Here is a 16,905-nt window from a genome sequence, read left to right on the forward strand (position 1 = left end):
CATGGCTATCCGTACGCCCAACTCCCGCGCCTTTCGGGTTCGCGACTCCCGCGCCATCCGCACCCCCCGGGCCCGCGCGGACGCTACCCGCCGATCCGCCGTACCCGCTGGCAGGGTTCGGCGGCCCGGTGGACGGTTCCGTACGGTCGGCGCGCTCGCCGCGGTGGCGTCGCTGCTGGTCCTCACCGGCTGCGGCAAGGCCGACATGACCAAGCAGTCGTCCCCGTACGCGAACGTGTCCGGCGCGAAGACCGTCACCCTCTCCGTCCAGTCCTGGGTGGGCGCGCAGGGCAACGTGGCGGTCGCCAAGTACCTGCTGGAGCACGAGCTCGACTACCGCGTGGACACCGTGCAGGTGGACGAGGTGCCGGCCTGGGACGCGCTCAGCCAGGGCCGGGTGGACGCGATCCTGGAGGACTGGGGCCACCCGGAGCAGGAGCGGCGGTACGTCGAGGAGAAGAAGACCATCGCGCGCGGCGGAGACCTCGGCGTCCGGGGCCACATCGGCTGGTGGGTGCCGAAGTACTTCGCCGACGCGCACCCGGACGTCACGGACTGGAAGAACCTCAACAAGTACGCGGACCGGTTGCGCACGGCCGAGAGCGGCAAGAAGGGCCAGCTCCTCGACGGCTCGCCGTCCTACGTCACCAACGACAAGGCGCTGGTGAAGAACCTGGGCCTGGACTACCAGGTGGTCTTCGCGGGTTCCGAGGCGGCGCAGATCACCCAGATCAAGCAGTTCGCCAAGCAGCGGAAGCCGTTCCTGACCTACTGGTACGAGCCGCAGTGGCTGTTCAACGAGGTGCCGATGGTCGAGGTGAAGCTGCCGGAGTACACCGAGGAGTGCGCCACCAGGGGCACCGAGGACCCGGCCTCCGTCGACTGCGCCTATCCGACGACCCCGCTGCAGAAGTACCTGAACGCGGACTTCGCGGACAAGGGCGGCGACGCGGCCCGGTTCCTCAAGAAGTTCCACTGGTCGAAGGAGCACCAGAACGACGTCTCGGAGATGATCGCCTCGCAGGGCCTGTCGGCCGACGAGGCCGCCGAGCGCTGGGTCAAGGCCAACCCCGAGGTGTGGCAGCGCTGGCTGCCGTGACGGTCGGCACCGACGTAGCGGCCGGCCCCCGACACCGGTAGCGGCCCGCCCCGCACAAAAGGCTGCCCGCAACACGGAAAGACGCCGCCCCGCACACGGAAAAGGGCCGCCGAAACGCCGTGGAACACCAGGCGTTTCGGCGGTCCGCCGCGGTGCCCCCGTGCACCGCGGTCTCCCCCGTGCGGCCGGCCGCTCGACGAGCGGCGCGGCACCCCCGTTGCGCCGGGCCGCCCATCGGGCGGCCCGGCTTCCCCGTACACCGCGCCCCGACCAGGCGGCGCGGTTCCCCCCTGTCGCCGTGCCACCCCCGTGGTGGCGCGGCCCCCCGTCGGCCCCGTCGCCCCCGTGCGACGCGGCTCCCCCGTCACGCCATGGCCCGTGGGCCGTGGCGTCCTGCTCCACCGGGCCCGCAGGCCCCGGCGTCGTGCACCGGGCTCCCGCGCGGCCTGGCCCGATGGGCCCGCCCGCGGGTGGCGAGGCGCCCGCCACGCCCCGCTGCCCGGCGATCCGGCCGGTGAGGTGGCCCCCGTCGTACGCACGTCCCCCGTCGTACGCGTCCCACCCCACCGGCCCGCTGTGGGCCTCCGCCACGGATGACCGCGGCGGAGGCCAGGGGCGCCAGAACCCCCGTGTCCGGCGCTCCCGATCAGGGGCTACGCTCCGGGCTGGGCCGAGCGCAGTCGCTCGGCGTGCCCGCGCAGCGCTTCCATCGCCTCGTGGAACAGCCCGGGCCCGAAGGTGATCCGGGCCGCTCCCAGCTCGCCGATCTCGGCCAGGGTCGGGCCGCCGGGCATGGCGGCCATGTTCAGCGGCGCGCCGACGCCCTGGGCCAACTCCGTGACCAACTCGACCGGGGCCAGCAGCGGGTAGATCACGTCCGCGCCCGCGGCGACGTACAACCTGGCCCGCTCGATGGCCGCCGCCGCGCTGGTGTCGCCGCGCAGGAAGGTGTCCACCCGGGCGTTGATCACCAGCCGGTCGCCGGCCTCCTGGCGCACCCGCGCCAGCCAGTCGGCGTGCTGCCGGGCGTCCTTGAGCTGGCCGGTCGCCAGGTCGGTGTCCTCCAGGTTGCAGCCCACCACGCCCGCTTCGAGCAACCGCTCCACCAACTCGGCCGGGGCCAGGCCGTAGCCGTCCTCGACGTCGGCCGACACCGGGATGTCCACCACCCGGGTGATGCGGGCGATCGCCGCGAACATCTCGTCGACCGGCGTGCCGCCGCCGTCCTCATAGCCGAGCGAGGCCGCGATGCCCGCGCTCGGCGTCGCCAGCGCCGGGAAGCCGACGTCGGCGAAGATCCGCGCGCTGGCCGCGTCCCAGGGACCGGGAAGGATCAGCGGGTCGGCGGGCGCCCGGCCGTGGTGCAGGGCCAGGAACGCCTTGGCGGTGTTGTCGGCGTTGGCGGCGTCGCTGTTCTCAGCGCTGCCCGCTGTGTTGTCGGCGTGAGTGGGGGGCATCACAACTCCTCGGAGGGCGGTTTACCAGGGGACATCCGCGTGGTCACGCTGATCCGGTTCCACGCGTTGATCGTGATGATCAGGCTGACGAGTTGGGCGAGTTCGGCGGCCTCGAAGTGCTCGGCCGCCCGGTCGTAGACCGCGTCCGGTACGAACCCGTCGGTGAGGACGGTCACCGCCTCGGTCAGCGCGAGCGCTGCCTGTTCCTTGGCGGTGAAGTACGACGGCGACTCCTCCCACGCGTTGAGCAGATATATCCGCTCCTCGCTCTCCCCTTCCGTCCGTGCGTCCCGGGTGTACATCGTGATGCAGAAGGCGCAGTGGTTGATCTGCGACGCGCGAATCTTCACCAGCTCGATCAGAGCGGGGTCGAGACCCCGTCTGGCCGCCGCGTCAAGATTGATCATGGCCTTGTAGAACTCGGGTGCGAGGGTGGGCAGTGCCATCCTCGGACCCCGTCTACGGGCCGTTTCGCTCGTCGCCATGGCCCTCACGCTACGGCGGCACTAGCCCAGGGGTATGGTCCATTTCCATGGCAGATTCTTGGGCCACTGAGACGCCGTCCGACTCCGCCGCCGACTTCGCCGTCGGCAGCGACCTCCACCTGGAGCTGAGTCGAACGGGAGGTGTCCGGGCGTCGCTGATGAGCGCGCTGCGGGACGCCGTACGATCCGGCCGGCTCGCCCCCGGCACCCGCCTGCCCTCCTCCCGCACCCTCGCCACCGACCTGGGCATCGCCCGCAACACGGTCGCCGACGCCTACGCCGAACTCGTCGCCGAGGGCTGGCTCACCGCCCGCCAGGGCTCCGGGACGCGCGTGGCCGAGCGTGCCGTCCCCTCCGACACCCGCGTCGAGCCCCCGACCCCGGTACGCCGCCCGCCCCCGCGCCCCGCGCCCGCCCCCACCCCGGTCTACGACCTGATGCCCGGCTCGCCCGACGTCTCCTCCTTCCCGCGCGCCGCCTGGCTGACCGCCGCCCGCAAGGCCATCACCCACGCGCCCAACGACGCCTTCGGCTACGGCACGCACGTCGCCGGCCGCCCCGAACTGCGCCGGGCGCTCGCCGAGTACCTCGCCCGCGCCCGGGGCGTACGCGCGGCGCCCGAGCGCATCCTCATCTGCTCCGGCCTGTCCGAGGGGCTGCGCCTGGTCGGCGAGGTGCTCGGTGACACCGCGCGGCTGCCCGGCGCGACACCCGGCGCCGACCTGGTGGCGGTCGAGTCCTTCGGCCTGGACATCCACCGCGACCTGCTCACCGGCTGCGGGCTGCGCACCGTCGCCGTCGGCTTCGACGAACACGGCCCGCGCACCGAGGAATTGGCGAGTACGGGGGCCAGGGCGGCGCTGATGACGCCGGCCCACCAGTTCCCGTTCGGCGTCTCGCTGCCGCCCGACCGGCGCGCGGCCACCGTCAAGTGGGCGGTGGAGACCGGCGGCGTACTCCTGGAGGACGACTACGACGGCGAGTTCCGCTACGACGGGCAGCGGGTCGGCGCCGTGCAGGGCCTGGACCCCGAACACGTCGTCTACATGGGCACCGTCAGCAAGAGCCTGTCGCCCGCGCTGCGCCTGGGTTGGCTGGTGCTGCCGGAGCGGCTGTTCGCGGCCGTCGCCGAACTCAAGCGCCGCCCCGGCTCCCAGACCAGCGGCCTGGACCAGCTCACGCTGGCGGAGTTCATCACCTCGGGGGCGTACGACCGGCACGTACGCGGCATGCGCCAGCGCTACCAGCGCCGCCGCGACCAACTCGTCGCCGCCCTGGCCGAGCGCGCCCCGCACGTGAAGGTCAGCGGCATAGCGGCCGGTCTGCACGCGGTGCTCGAACTCCCGCCGGGCACCGAGCAGTCGGTGATCAACGGGGCCGTCTGGCAGGGCCTGGCCCTGGAGGGGCTGCGCCGCTTCCGGCTGGGCGCGGGCACCGGCGGCGACGGCGCCCCGCGCGACGACGTCATCGGCGACGCCCTGGTCGTCGGCTACGGCACCCCGCCCGACCACGCGTACGCCGGCGCGCTGGACGCCCTGTGCCGGGCGTTGCCATAGCGCGGGGCGCGGGCCCGCGCGATCACGTGGCGCGGGCCCGCCCCCTTCGTGAGCCGGGTGAGCCGGGTGAGCTGGCCGCCCGGCTGTCGCTGGCCGCCCCGGGCGGCCCGGTCAGCCGCCCTGGGCGCCCTCGCCGGCCGAGGTCAGCACGGCGCGGAGCTGCTCAAGGCCCCAGTCCAGGTCCTCCTTGCTGACCACCAGCGGCGGGGCGATCCGGATGGTGCTGCCGTGGGTGTCCTTGACCAGCACCCCGCGGGCCATCAGCCGCTCGGAGACCTCGCGGCCCGTGCCGAGCGCCGGGTCGATGTCCACGCCGGCCCACAGGCCGCGCCCGCGCACCTCGCGCACCGCGCCGCCGCCGGCCAGCGCCGCCAGCTCGCGGTGCAGGTGCTCGCCGAGTTCGGTGGCCCGCTGCTGGTACTCGCCACCGCGCAGCATGTCGATCACCTCGAGGGCGACGGCGCAGGCCAGCGGGTTGCCGCCGAAGGTGGAGCCGTGCTCGCCCGGGCGGTAGACGCCCAGCACGTCGCGGTCGGCGACCACCGCGGAGACCGGCACCACGCCGCCGCCGAGCGCCTTGCCCAGCACGTACACGTCCGGAACCACGTCCTCGTGGTCGCAGGCGAAGGTCCTGCCGGTGCGCCCCAGCCCCGACTGGATCTCGTCCGCGATGAACAGCACGTTCCTCTCCCGGGTCAGCTCCCGCACCCCCGGCAGGTAGCCGGCCGGCGGCACCAGCACGCCCGCCTCGCCCTGGATCGGCTCGATCAGCACGGCGACGGTGTGCTCGTCCACCGCCGCCTCCAGCGCGGCCAGGTCGCCGTACGGGACGATCTCGAAGCCGGGCGTGTACGGACCGAAGTCGGCCCGTGCCTCCGGGTCGGTGGAGAAGCTGACGATGGTCGTGGTGCGGCCGTGGAAGTTGTCGGCCGCGACGACGATCTTGGCCTGGCCGTCCGGCACGCCCTTGACCTGGTAGCCCCACTTGCGGGCCGTCTTGACCGCGGTCTCGATGGCCTCGGCGCCGGTGTTCATCGGCAGGACCATCTCCTTGCCGCACAGCGCGGCAAGCTCCGTACAGAAGTCGGCGAACCTGTCGTGGTGGAACGCCCTCGACGTCAGCGTGACCCGCTCCAACTGGGCCTTGGCGGCGTCGATGAGGCGGCGGTTGCCGTGTCCGAAGTTGAGCGCGGAGTATCCGGCGAGCATGTCGAGGTAGCGGCGCCCCTCGACATCGGTCACCCAGGCGCCGTCCGCGGCGGCGACGACGACGGGCAGCGGGTGGTAGTTGTGCGCGCTGTGCGCCTCTGCTGCGGCGATGCTGCGTTCACTAGCGGTCACGTGCGCTCCATCCTTACGGAGTCGGGGCGGGTGCAGCCTTCTTTCTATCGTTGCCCGGGGGGAATGCGAAGAAAAATTGCGTAGCCAACCGTGTTGCCACCTACGGGCCCGGGCCGCGCCGACGCCGTGTCGGCGGACCGCCGGCACATCGCCGACGGGTCGCTGTCGGGTCGCTGTGCGTGGCCGTGCCGTGACGCGCGCGTGCCGTGCGCGCTGGCGCGCGCCGGCGCCTGCCTCGCGCGCTGCGGCAGGGTGCTGCCAACCGCCCCCCAGTCTTCGACCGGGGGCCGTGGTCGCGCCGCGTACCTGAGAGAATGGATGCCATGGCCCATGACCGTCCTCGCGCGCTGTCCGGTATCCAGCCCACTGCGGGCTCCTTCCACCTCGGCAACTACCTCGGTGCGATCCGTCAGTACGTCGCCTTGCAGGAAACCCACGACGCCTTCTACATGGTGGTCGACCTCCACGCGATCACGGTCCCGCAGGACCCGCGGGAACTGCGCGCCAACACCCGGCTCGCCGCCGCGCAGCTGCTGGCGGCCGGGCTCGACCCGGAGCGGTGCACGCTCTTCATCCAGAGCCACGTGCCCGAGCACGCGCAGCTCGGCTGGGTGATGAACTGCCTCACCGGCTTCGGCGAGGCGTCCCGCATGACGCAGTTCAAGGACAAGTCGGCCAGGCACGGTGCCGACCGGACGACCGTGGGCCTGTTCACCTATCCGGTCCTCCAGGTCGCCGACATCCTCCTCTACCAGGCCGACCAGGTCCCGGTCGGCGAGGACCAGCGCCAGCACATCGAGCTGACCCGGGACCTCGCGGAGCGGTTCAACAGCCGCTACGGCCACGCCTTCACGGTGCCCTCGGCGCACATCGTCAAGGAGACCGGCAAGATCTACGACCTGCAGGACCCGTCGATCAAGATGAGCAAGTCGGCGTCCACGCCGAAGGGCATCATCAGCCTGCTGGACGAGCCCAAGGTCTCCGCGAAGAAGATCAAGAGCGCGGTCACGGACCTGGACACCGTGATCCGCTACGACGAGGAGAACAAGCCCGGCGTGAGCAACCTGCTCACCATCTACTCCACCCTCACCGGCACCAGCATCGCCGACCTGGAACGCAAGTACGAGGGCAAGGGCTACGGCGCGCTGAAGACCGACCTGGCGGAGGTCATGGTCGACTGGGTCACACCGTTCCGCAGCCGCACCCAGGAATACCTGGACGACCCCGAGACGCTGGACAACATCCTGGCCAAGGGGGCCGAGAAGGCACGGTCCGTCGCGGCCGAGACCCTGGCCCTGGCGTACGACAAGGTGGGCATGCTGCCCGCCAAGCACTGAGCGGCCACGCCCCGCCCGCCGGGCCGGCGGTGGCCCGGCGACCGGGCCCGGTCCGGGCGCGGGCGGGGTATGGGTCCAGGCCGGTGAGGCTCGAGGAACCTAGCCGGGACGGCCGGGAAGCCGGCACACTGACACGGGCGCTCGGCCGCCTGACAGGGACACGAGGGCGTGCGGCGTGACGGACAGCTCGACCAGACAGTGGTGCGGAAGGGAGAACGCAGTGGGGACCGTAACGATCGGCGTTTCGATCGCGGTCCCGGAGCCGTACGGCAGCTTCCTCCAGAAGCGGCGCGCGGGCTTCGGGGACCCGGCCGCGCACGGCATCCCCACGCACGTCACGCTGCTGCCGCCCACCGAGGTGGACGCCGCGGCGCTGCCCGGCATCGAGCGCCACCTCGCGGAGGTCGCGGCCGGCTGGGGCCCCTTCCCGATGCGGCTGTCCGGGACGGACACCTTCCGCCCGCTCTCGCCGGTCGTCTTCGTGAAGATCGTGGAGGGCGCCGACGACTGCACGGCGCTCCAGGAGCGCGTCCGGGCGGCGTCCGGGCCGTGCGCCCGCGAGCTGCAGTTCCCCTACCACCCACACGTCACCATCGCGCACGGCATCTCCGAGGAGGCGATGGACCGCGCGTACGCCGAGCTGAAGGACTACGAGGCGGCGTGGACCATCGAGGGCTTCGCGCTCTACGAACAAGGCCAGGACGGCGTCTGGCGGTTGGAGCGCGAATACCCTTTCGGCTCGGCGGGAGGGCGGGGTCCGGGCCCGACCTTCCCGCGCCAGACGCAGCACGCGGACCGTGACCGCGACGGGCACGACCGCGTCCGGAGCCTGGACTCGGCTCGCGACCGGGGCCGAGGCCGTGGTGGAGCGCGGAACGAATCGCTGAATGTGACCGAGTGAAAAAAGATCCCGCGACGCACTTTTAACCGGGTCTCAAAATCGGTAGGCTGTTCTCATGGACGGCCACCCGAGTCTTCGCGAGCGCAAGAAGCAGCGCACCTATCAGGCGATCTCCGACGCCGCGATCGCGCTCTTCCTTGAGCAGGGCTTCGACCAGGTCTCGGTGGCGGAGATCGCCGCCGCGGCCATGGTGTCCAAGCCCACGTTGTTCCGCTATTTCCCGACCAAGGAAGACCTCGCTCTCTACCGCTTCGCGGACCACGAGGGCGAGGCCAGCCGCGTGGTCCGCGACCGCGCCCCCGAGCAGAGCCCCCTGCAGGCGCTGCACGCGCACTTCCGCGCCGGCCTCGACCGCCGCGACCCGGTCACGGGCCTGTGCGACGACAGCGAGGTCCTCGCCTTCCACCGCCTGCTGTACGGCACGCCGAGCCTGGTGGCGCGGCTGTACGCGTACACGACGCGGTCCGAGGAGGCCCTGGCCCGCACGCTGTACGAGGTGGCACACGCCCCCGAGGCGACGCACCGCCCGGCCGACGCGCCGGTGGCCGTCACCGGGGCGGTCCCGGGCCCGCTCGTCGGTCCTGGCCTGCCGGGCGCGGGTCCCGACCTGCCGGTTCCCGGCTCTGCCCTGCCGGGCCCCGGGGAGCCGACCAGGCTGGAGGCCCTGACGGCCCGCCTCACCGCGAGCCAGGTCATCGCGGCTCAGCGCATCCTGGCGCTCGACAACTGGCGCCGGATAGCCGACGGCGAGAGCGCCGACGCGGTCTACCCGTCGGCCGTCGCCGCCGCCGACCACGCCTTCTCCGTGCTCGGCTCCCACCTCTGACCCAGGAGGCCAGCGCCCCTGACGGACGCCCCACCCACACCCTGGGCTGACGGCTGACGGCTGACGGCTGACGGCTGACGGCTGACGGCTGACGGCTGACGGTCGACGGCTGACCGCGCGTCGTGGGTGCGCTGGCGCGGGCTCGTCCGTGAGGCGTGAGCTTGCGCTGCCTTGGGTCGTGCCATGGGGCGCTGCCTTCGGCTCCGGCCGTGCCCGGGGGAGCCGGCCGCCGCCGACCATCCGTCCTCCGCCACTCAGCTCGCGGGGCCGCGCCCCGCAGCGCACCACCACCCGACCGTTCGCCCCCGCTCGGCGCGCCGAGCGGCGATGCGTGCTGCCCGCGTGCGCTCCCGCCGAGCCGGCCTGCCCGCCACTCCTACGCGAAAGGTGTACCGAAATGACCTCACCACCCGACGGCGTGGCCGCCGACGCGCCCCATCGGCCCCTGGCCTCCGCTTCCCGGAAAGGGTCGCCTCCGGCTCAGCCTTCGCCGCCCGAACCTTCACGGACTGGGTCCTCCCCGGCTGAGCCTTCCCCGGCCGAGCCGGGGCCGCCTCGGCCGGGCCCGCCCCCGTCCGACCCGCGCCTATCGACCCCCCGCCCCGACGATCCGGGCGGCGGCCCGGATGCTGGCCCGGGCCGTGGCTCCGAAGGCGACCCGGGCGGTGGTCCGGGCGGTGGTCCCGGCGGGGGCCCGAGCGGTGGTCCCAGCGGTGACCCGGATAGTGGTGCTGGAGGGGGGCCGGATGAAGGGCTCGCCGCCGAGCGGGCTCACGTCGGCGCGTGCCGGGCCACGCTGGCCCGCATGGTCGAGTCGGCCCGGCGTCAGGTGACGCTCGGGGAGGACGTCTCCGGTGACGGCGCGAGCGCCGAGGTGCTGGGCCGGTACCTCCGCGGCTACGCCCGGCAGATGGCGGAGGAGCCGGAGGCCCCGCTGTTCTTCGGGCGCCTCGACTTCGACACCGCCCCCTCCACCGGAGACCATCGAGGCCAGCGGTACTACATCGGCCGCCGCCACATCGCGGCCGACGCCACCGCGACGCCCATGGTGATCGACTGGCGCGCGCCCGTCTCCCGCGTCTTCTACCAGGCGTCCTCGCGCGACCCGCAAGGCGTCGCGGTACGCCGCAGGTTCGGCTGGGCCCCCGCCAGCAAGGGCGAGCCGGGCGACCTCACCAGCCTGGAGGACGAGCGACTCGGCGCGGCGGCCACGGCGGCCGGCCGGGGGGAGGAAGCCGCGACGGTCGCGGGCGGCAGCCGGATCGTGGCCGCGGAGATCGAGCGCCCCCGGGTTGGCCCCATGCGGGACATCGTCGCCACCATCCAGCCCGAACAGGACAACCTGGTACGGGGCGCGTTGGCCGACTCGGTGTGCGTGCAGGGCGCTCCCGGCACGGGCAAGACGGCCGTCGGCCTGCACCGCGCCGCCTACCTGCTCTACACCTACCCCCAACGCATCCAGCGCGGCGGCCTGTTGGTCGTCGGGCCCAACCGCACCTTCCTGCGCTACATCGCCGAGGTGTTGCCCGCGCTCGGGGAGATCGACGTCCGCCAGTGCACGGCCGAAGACCTCATCGACCGCTTTCCGGTGCGCGCCGAGGACCCCCCGGACGCGGCCGCCGTCAAGCACGACCCCCGCATGGCCGAGGTCCTCGCGCGCGCCCTCTACCGGCGTGTGCGCCCACCGGGCGAGTCGCTGGCCATCCCCGACGGCACCTACCGCTGGCGGGTGGACGCCGACGAACTCGCCGAGATCGTCGCCCAGGTGCGGGAGCAGGCCCCGCCCTACGCCACGGGCCGAGACTGGGTGCTCTCGCGCACCATGGAACTCGTCCGCCGCCAGGTCGAGCGGCGCGCGGGCCCGCCGCCTCAGGAGTGGGTGCGCCGCATGAGCCGCTCCCGCGCCGTCAAGGCGTTCCTGGACGCCGCCTGGCCCGTGGTGCGGCCCGAGGAGGTCGTCGCCGAACTGCTGAGCGCGCCCGACGTGATCCAGACGGCCTCGGACGGGCTGCTCTCGCCTGCCGAACAGGCCGCGCTGCGCTGGACCAAGCCGCCCCGCTCGGTCAAGAGCGCCCGTTGGTCGGCGGCGGACCTGGTGCTCATCGACGAGGTGGCGGGCCTGATCGAACGCCCGGGCAGCTTCGGCCACGTGGTGGTGGACGAGGCGCAGGACCTGTCGCCCATGCAGTGCAGGGTGCTGGCCCGGCGCAGCGACTTCGGCTCCCTGACCGTGCTGGGCGACCTGGCTCAGGGCACCACGCCCTGGGCGGCGCGGAGTTGGCCGGAGCACCTGGCGCATCTGGGCAAGCCGAACGCCACGGTCGCCCCGCTCACCACCGGCTTCCGGGTGCCGGCCGCCATCGTGGCCGTGGCGAACGCCCTGCTGCCGCACCTGGCGACCCAGGTGCCGCCCGCCCGCTCGCTGCGGAGCGACGGGGAACTGCACGTCCACTCCGTGGCCGACGCCATGGCCGGCACGGTGGCGGCGGTGCGCGCCGCGCGGCGCGCGGCCGGTTCGATCGGGGTGATAGCCGCCGACGCCGCCGTGCCCGACGTGCGCCGGGCCCTGGTGAAGGCGGGCATCGCCACGGCCGAGCCCGACGAGGCCGACCCGGCGCGGCGGGTGACGGTGCTGCCCGCGTCCCTGGCCAAGGGGTTGGAGTACGACCAGGTGGTCGCCGTGGAGCCGGCGGCGATCGTGGCGGCCGAGCCCCGCGGGCTGCACCGGCTGTACGTGGTGCTCACCCGAGCGGTGTCGGGGCTGCGCATCGTGCACTCCCACCCGCTGCCGCAGGCCCTGGGCACGCTGCGGGCCCAGCCCGGGACCGAACCCTCGACCGGAGAGGGATAGCGCCCGCGGCAACGGGGAACGCGCAGCCCAGACAGGCGCGGTCGGACAGCCACCGGGGGCCGAGGATCACCGGGGGCGGACCGGACCACACAGAAGCGGGAGGGTTGGTAGACCAGGCGAGCCAGGCCAGCACCCGAACCAGGCGAGCCACCCGAGCCAGACGAGACGAGTCGGGCGAGGCAGGCGGAACGCGGACCGGCAGAGGAATGAATATGCGGGTAAGGGTAGAAAAGGGCTCATGGACTGGTTGACCCGGCTGCCGTGGATCGGCCCGATCGCGGGGCGGCTGATGCGTACGCACGCGTGGCGCACGTACGAGACCCTGGAGCGGGTTCACTGGACGCGGCTGGCCGCCGCCATCACCTTCATCAGCTTCCTCGCGCTGTTTCCGCTGATCACGGTGGGGGCGGCCATCGGTGCCGCGGTGCTCAGCGACGCCAGCATGCGCGAACTGGAGGGGAAGCTGGCCGCCCAGGTGCCGGGCATCTCGGGGCAGCTCGACCTCAGCGCGCTGGTGGAGAACGCGGCCACGGTCGGTGTCCTGGCGGGTGCGGCGCTGTTGTTCACCGGCATCGGCTGGGTCGGTTCGCTGCGCGAGTGCCTGCGGGCCGTGTGGGAGCTGGACGACGAACACGACAACATCGTGCTACGCAAGCTCAAGGACGGCGGCATCCTGTTGGGCCTCGGCGGAGTGGCCCTTGGCTCGTTCGCCGTCTCCACCTTCGCGGTCACCGCGGTGGGTTGGGCGGCCTCGAAGCTGGACATCCCCGAGGACGGGGTGGGGAGCTGGCTGCTGCGGCTGGCCGCGTTCGCCGCCGCGGTCGGCGCCGACTTCCTGTTGCTGTGCTACGTCCTGACCTGGCTGCCGGGCGTCACCCCGCCCCGCCGCGCCGTCGTCGTCGCCGCGCTCATCGGCGCGATCGGCTTCGAACTGCTGAAGTCGCTGCTGAGCGGCTACATACAGGGAGTGGCGGCGAAGAGCATGTACGGGGCGTTCGGCACCCCGATCGCACTACTGCTGTGGATCAACTTCACGGCCAAGCTCTCGCTGTTCTGCGCGGGCTGGACGGCGACCCCCTCCAAGGCCCACGAGGTACCCGCGCCCCCCGAGGCGACGGCCGATGACCAGCCCGGGCCGACAGAGGCGGCGCCAGGGCCGGCCGAGGGGAAGGCCGGACCGGAGGGGCGGGTCCGGCTGACCAAGGGAGCCCACGCGGACCCCACACACGGCGAGCCCGTACGCACGGGACCCGCGACCACGGAAGCGGTGCACGCGCGAGCGACGCCGGAAGCCGCGGACGTCGTACGGGCGCGACAGGACGCGGCGGACGCCGGTCACGCCGCGGACCCGACGGGCGCGGCCGGCTTCCCGACGGGCGCGGCCGGCGCCCCGGCGGAGCGGGAGCGCGAGCCGGGGACCCGGGAAAGGCCGGGCCCCGGGAGCGGCTAGCCGTTTCGCCCGGGGCCGGGCCGAGAGGGTCCGGTGGGACGGCCCCGGGTTGGGACGTCAGGGGCGGGAGCGGCGGCGGACCATGTCGGGCAGGGGCCAGCGGCGGTGTACGGCGTAGGCGGCTGCCGCGAGGAGGGCCAGCGAGCCGCCGGCGATGCCCGCGGCCGTCCAGGCTCCGCCGCCCGCGCCCTCGCCGCCGGCCGGGACTGCGGCGTTGGCCTGCTGGTGGCTGTTCTTGCCGCCGCCGGCCTCCCCGCTCTTCTCGTCCGCCGCGGCGTCGGCCACCCCGTCGGGGCCCGGCGCCACCAACGTGCCCACCGGTTCGACGGCGTCGGCCGCCTTGAAGCCCCAGTCGAAGAGCTTCGCGGTCTCCCGGTAGACCTCGTTGTGCTCTTTCTTCGCGGGGTTCATGACGGTGACGAGCAGCACCCGGTCGCCCCGTTCGGCGACGCCGGTGAAGGTGGCCCCGGCCTGCGTGGTGGAGCCGTTCTTGACCCCGGCGATGCCCTGGTACGGGTCCAGGTCGGTGTCGCCGGTGAGCAGCCGGTTGGTGTTCTGGATCTCAAAGTGCTCGCGCTTGGCCTTCTTCGTCTTCTTGTCCTTCTTCACCTCACCGGGGAACTTGGCCCGCGCGGTGGACGCGTACTCGCGGAAGTCCGCCTTGCGCAGCCCGGAGCGGGCGAAGAGCGTCAGGTCGTACGCGCTGCTGACCTGCCCCTTCTCGTCGTAGCCGTCCGGGCTGACGACATGTGTGTCGCGCGCGTTCAGCTCGTCGGCGTGGGCCTGCATGTCGCGTACGGTCTGCGGCTTGCCGCCGTTCATCGCGGAGAGCACGTGCACGGCGTCGTTGCCCGAGCGGAGGAAGACGCCGAGCCACAGGTCGTGCACCGAGTAGGTGTACTTCTCCTTGACCCCGACCAGGCTGCTGCCCTCGCCCACGCCCGCCAGGTCGGACAGCTCCACCTTGTGGGTCTGGTCCTTGCGAAACTTCGGCAACAGCGTGTCGGCGAAGAGCATCTTGAGCGTGCTGGCCGGAGGCAGCCGCCAGTGCGCGTTGTGCGCGGCCAGCACCTCGCCCGACTCGGCGTCCGAGACCATCCACGACCGCGCGGTGAGCCCCTTCGGCAGCGGCGGCGCGCCCGCCTTGAGGCGTACCTGGGTGCCGGGTTTGCCCAGTTGGGTACCGCCCACGGTGGACATCGCGGCCGGCGGCTTCGGCTCCTTGGACTCCTCCTTCCGCGGCCCGTCATCGGCGAGCGCGGGGTGTGCCGTGGCGAGCAGGCACGAGGCCAGCAGCGCGGCGACCGCCGCGGCGCGCCCGCGCCCGTGGGAGCGCGGAGGCGGGGGAGGGGCGTCGGCGGTGCGCGGAGCGCGGGGGGTACGCGAGGTACGGAAAGTCGTCGGCACGGACGTGAACGTATCGGTAGCGGTACGGGGCGTCACCGGCGCCTCGGGAGAACGCGACCCTCCCACCGGCTCCGTGGAGTGGTTCCGCATACTGGAAGCCATGAAGCTCAGCCGCCCCGTGTCCTGGTTCCTGCTCGCGTTCGGGGCGTGGAGCTGGTGCATTTGGTTCACCTTTGTAAAAAACCTCTGGAAAGACTCAAGCGGACTCGCCTTCGACGAGTCCGGCGACCCGACCACGTACTTCTGGGTCCATCTCGCGCTCGCGATCACCTCGTTTCTCTTGGGGACGGGGATCGGGGTGCTCGGGTTCCGTGGCGTGCGGGCCCTGCGGCGCGAAGGCGCCTCGACGTAACGGAAGGATGGGGGGATGGTCGCCGTCTTCGCGCTGGTCGCGCTGCTGATCGTCGCACTGCTGGGGGGCGTGCACTGGTACGTCTGGCGCCGCATGGTGCGCGATGTCACTGCGGCGGGTGGCTGGCCGCGGCGCGTCGGTACCTGGGCGGTGGTCGCCCTGCCGTTGCTGAGCGTCGGGGCTCTGGTCAGTGGGCGCGCGGGCGCCCCGTTCACCGTGCAGCGGGTGCTGGCCTGGCCGGGGTACATGTGGCTGGCGACGCTGCTGTACCTGACCCTCGCCCTGATCGTCGGCGAGGCGGTCCGGCCGCTCCTCCTGCGGGCCCTCGAACGGCGCGCGAGACGCGCCCCGACCACACCCCCCACCACCACGACCGCCTCCACCACGACCGCCTCCGCCGGGCCCCCCGCCACGGCCACCCCCGCCACGGAGACCGTCACCGCCTCCACTCCCGTGGCCACCACCACCGCACGCCCCACCGCGCCGGCCACCACCACGACCAGCGGCGCCCCCACCACTGCCGCCACACCCGCCCCGTCCGGCACCGCCACCGGCCCTGCGAACGCCACCAACAGCGCTAACGCCACCGCCAGCCCGGACGCCACCGTCGCCGCCGCCATCCCGGACCGTGCCACCACGCTCGCCCCGGACGGGGTCACCGCGACCGCCCCCGCCACCACCCGGCCCCAGGCCACCGCGTCCGGTGCGACGGACGCCCCCACCCCGGACCGCACCCCCACCTCAGACGAGGCCACCCCGAACGGGGTCACCCCGGACGGGGCCACGCCAGACGAGGCAAACTCGGACCAGGCACTCTCCGACCAGGCAACCTCGGACCAGGCCGCCCCGGCCGCGGCCCAGACCTCGCGGCGGCTGTTCGTCGCGCGGACCGTGGCCGCGGGGGCGGGGGCCGTCGCCGCCGCGACCGTGGGGTACGGCACGTACAGCGTCTTCCGTGGCCCGCGCGTCAAGCGGATCACCGTGCCGCTCGCCAAGCTGTCCCGGCAGGCGCACGGGTACCGGATCGCGGTGGTCAGCGACATCCACCTGGGCCCGATCCTGGGCCGGGCGCACACCCAGCGTGTGGTGGAGACGATCAACCGGGTCAACCCGGACCTGGTGGCCGTGGTCGGCGACCTGGTGGACGGCAGCGTGGCCGACCTGGGGCCCGCCGCCGAGCCGCTGCGACACCTGCGGGCGCGGGACGGCTCGTTCTTCGTCACGGGCAACCACGAGTACTTCTCCGGCGCCGACGCGTGGGTGGACCACGTGCGCGAGCTGGGCCTGCGCCCGTTGGAGAACGAGCGCACCGAACTGCCCGGCTTCGACCTCGCCGGGGTCAACGACGTGGCGGGCGAGGACGAGGGCAAGGGCCCCGACTTCCGGCAGGCGCTCGGGGACCGCGACCGGGGCCGCGCGGCCGTGTTGCTCGCGCACCAGCCCGTGGTCATCTACGACGCCGTGCGGCACGGCGTGGACCTCCAGCTCTCCGGCCACACCCACGGCGGGCAGCTCTGGCCCGGCAACTACCTCGCGGAGCTGGCCAACCCCACGGTCGCGGGGCTTGAGCGGTACGGCGACACCCAGCTCTACGTCTCGCGCGGCGCGGGCGCGTGGGGCCCGCCGGTGCGCGTGGGCGCGCCGCCGGACATCACGGTCGTCCAACTCGCCTCCCCGCACGCCTAAAGCGTTCGTTCCGCATTTCGCCGCGCACCCGATCGGACGGCTTACTTCCCTTCCTTATCCCCCTCCGGCGCATTGGTCTGAGCCTTTACGCGCCACGCCTCCGTGCCCGTACCACATACCCGTAACCACGCCCCGAACCGCCCGCCCGTAGCCGCGC

12 protein-coding genes and 1 pseudogene are annotated in these 16,905 nt (G+C 73.3%); 9 read left to right on the forward strand and 4 right to left on the reverse strand.

The window, feature by feature from the left end; all coding sequences use genetic code 11:
• Position 1: 1 nt before the first annotated feature.
• The gene (locus OYE22_RS20500; protein ID WP_277321771.1) at positions 2-1,099 is read left to right on the forward strand and encodes an ABC transporter substrate-binding protein; all 1,098 of its coding nucleotides are present in this window, start codon (positions 2-4) and stop codon (positions 1,097-1,099) included.
• Between the two features lie 653 nt (positions 1,100-1,752).
• Here the strand turns inward: OYE22_RS20500 and OYE22_RS20505 are convergent.
• Together OYE22_RS20505 and OYE22_RS20510 are read right to left on the reverse strand one after the other, a co-directional pair.
• Positions 1,753-2,556, reverse strand: a complete 804-nt coding sequence (locus tag OYE22_RS20505) for an isocitrate lyase/phosphoenolpyruvate mutase family protein (protein WP_277321772.1) — start codon at positions 2,554-2,556, stop codon at positions 1,753-1,755.
• Positions 2,556-3,041: a carboxymuconolactone decarboxylase family protein gene (locus tag OYE22_RS20510; protein ID WP_277321773.1), complete on the reverse strand. Its 486-nt coding sequence runs from the start codon at positions 3,039-3,041 to the stop codon at positions 2,556-2,558. The genes OYE22_RS20505 and OYE22_RS20510 overlap by 1 nt, the downstream gene beginning before the upstream one ends.
• A 47-nt stretch (positions 3,042-3,088) precedes the next feature.
• Between OYE22_RS20510 and OYE22_RS20515 the strand changes: the two genes are divergently transcribed.
• Positions 3,089-4,597 carry a PLP-dependent aminotransferase family protein gene (locus OYE22_RS20515; protein ID WP_277321774.1) on the forward strand — a complete coding sequence of 503 codons (1,509 nt, stop codon included), beginning with the start codon at positions 3,089-3,091 and terminating at the stop codon, positions 4,595-4,597.
• A gap of 111 nt (positions 4,598-4,708) precedes the next feature.
• Here OYE22_RS20515 and rocD read toward each other — a convergent pair whose 3' ends face one another.
• Entirely contained in the window at positions 4,709-5,938 is a 1,230-nt protein-coding gene (rocD, locus tag OYE22_RS20520) for an ornithine--oxo-acid transaminase (protein ID WP_277321775.1), read from the reverse strand.
• A gap of 323 nt (positions 5,939-6,261) precedes the next feature.
• Between rocD and trpS the strand changes: the two genes are divergently transcribed.
• From trpS to OYE22_RS20545, 5 genes and pseudogenes are all read left to right on the forward strand, one after another.
• Entirely contained in the window at positions 6,262-7,275 is a 1,014-nt protein-coding gene (gene trpS / locus OYE22_RS20525) for a tryptophan--tRNA ligase (RefSeq protein WP_277321776.1), read from the forward strand.
• A gap of 220 nt (positions 7,276-7,495) precedes the next feature.
• A complete protein-coding gene (locus tag OYE22_RS20530; RefSeq protein ID WP_277321777.1) occupies positions 7,496-8,176 on the forward strand; it encodes a 2'-5' RNA ligase family protein in 681 nt (226 codons plus the stop codon).
• 55 nt (positions 8,177-8,231) lie between these two features.
• Positions 8,232-9,002 (forward strand): TetR family transcriptional regulator, encoded by a 771-nt coding sequence (locus tag OYE22_RS20535; protein ID WP_277321778.1) that lies wholly within the window; start codon positions 8,232-8,234, stop codon positions 9,000-9,002.
• A gap of 805 nt (positions 9,003-9,807) precedes the next feature.
• Complete coding sequence (locus OYE22_RS20540) at positions 9,808-11,853, forward strand: AAA family ATPase (RefSeq protein ID WP_277321779.1); 2,046 nt, start codon at positions 9,808-9,810, stop codon at positions 11,851-11,853.
• A 238-nt stretch (positions 11,854-12,091) separates the two neighbouring features.
• Positions 12,092-12,937, forward strand: a pseudogene (locus OYE22_RS20545) (YihY/virulence factor BrkB family protein); the annotation flags it as partial.
• A 423-nt stretch (positions 12,938-13,360) separates the two neighbouring features.
• Here OYE22_RS20545 and OYE22_RS20550 read toward each other — a convergent pair.
• Entirely contained in the window at positions 13,361-14,872 is a 1,512-nt protein-coding gene (locus OYE22_RS20550; protein WP_277321780.1) for a D-alanyl-D-alanine carboxypeptidase, read from the reverse strand.
• Here OYE22_RS20550 and OYE22_RS20555 point away from each other — a divergent pair.
• Positions 14,811-15,062 (forward strand): hypothetical protein, encoded by a 252-nt coding sequence (locus OYE22_RS20555; RefSeq protein ID WP_232109995.1) that lies wholly within the window; start codon positions 14,811-14,813, stop codon positions 15,060-15,062. The genes OYE22_RS20550 and OYE22_RS20555 overlap by 62 nt on opposite strands.
• Before the next feature lie 15 nt (positions 15,063-15,077).
• Positions 15,078-16,748 (forward strand): metallophosphoesterase, encoded by a 1,671-nt coding sequence (locus OYE22_RS20560; RefSeq protein WP_277321781.1) that lies wholly within the window; start codon positions 15,078-15,080, stop codon positions 16,746-16,748.
• The last annotated feature ends 157 nt before the right edge of the window (positions 16,749-16,905 follow it).

This window comes from Streptomyces sp. 71268, assembly GCF_029392895.1.
GTDB lineage: Bacteria > Actinomycetota > Actinomycetes > Streptomycetales > Streptomycetaceae > Streptomyces.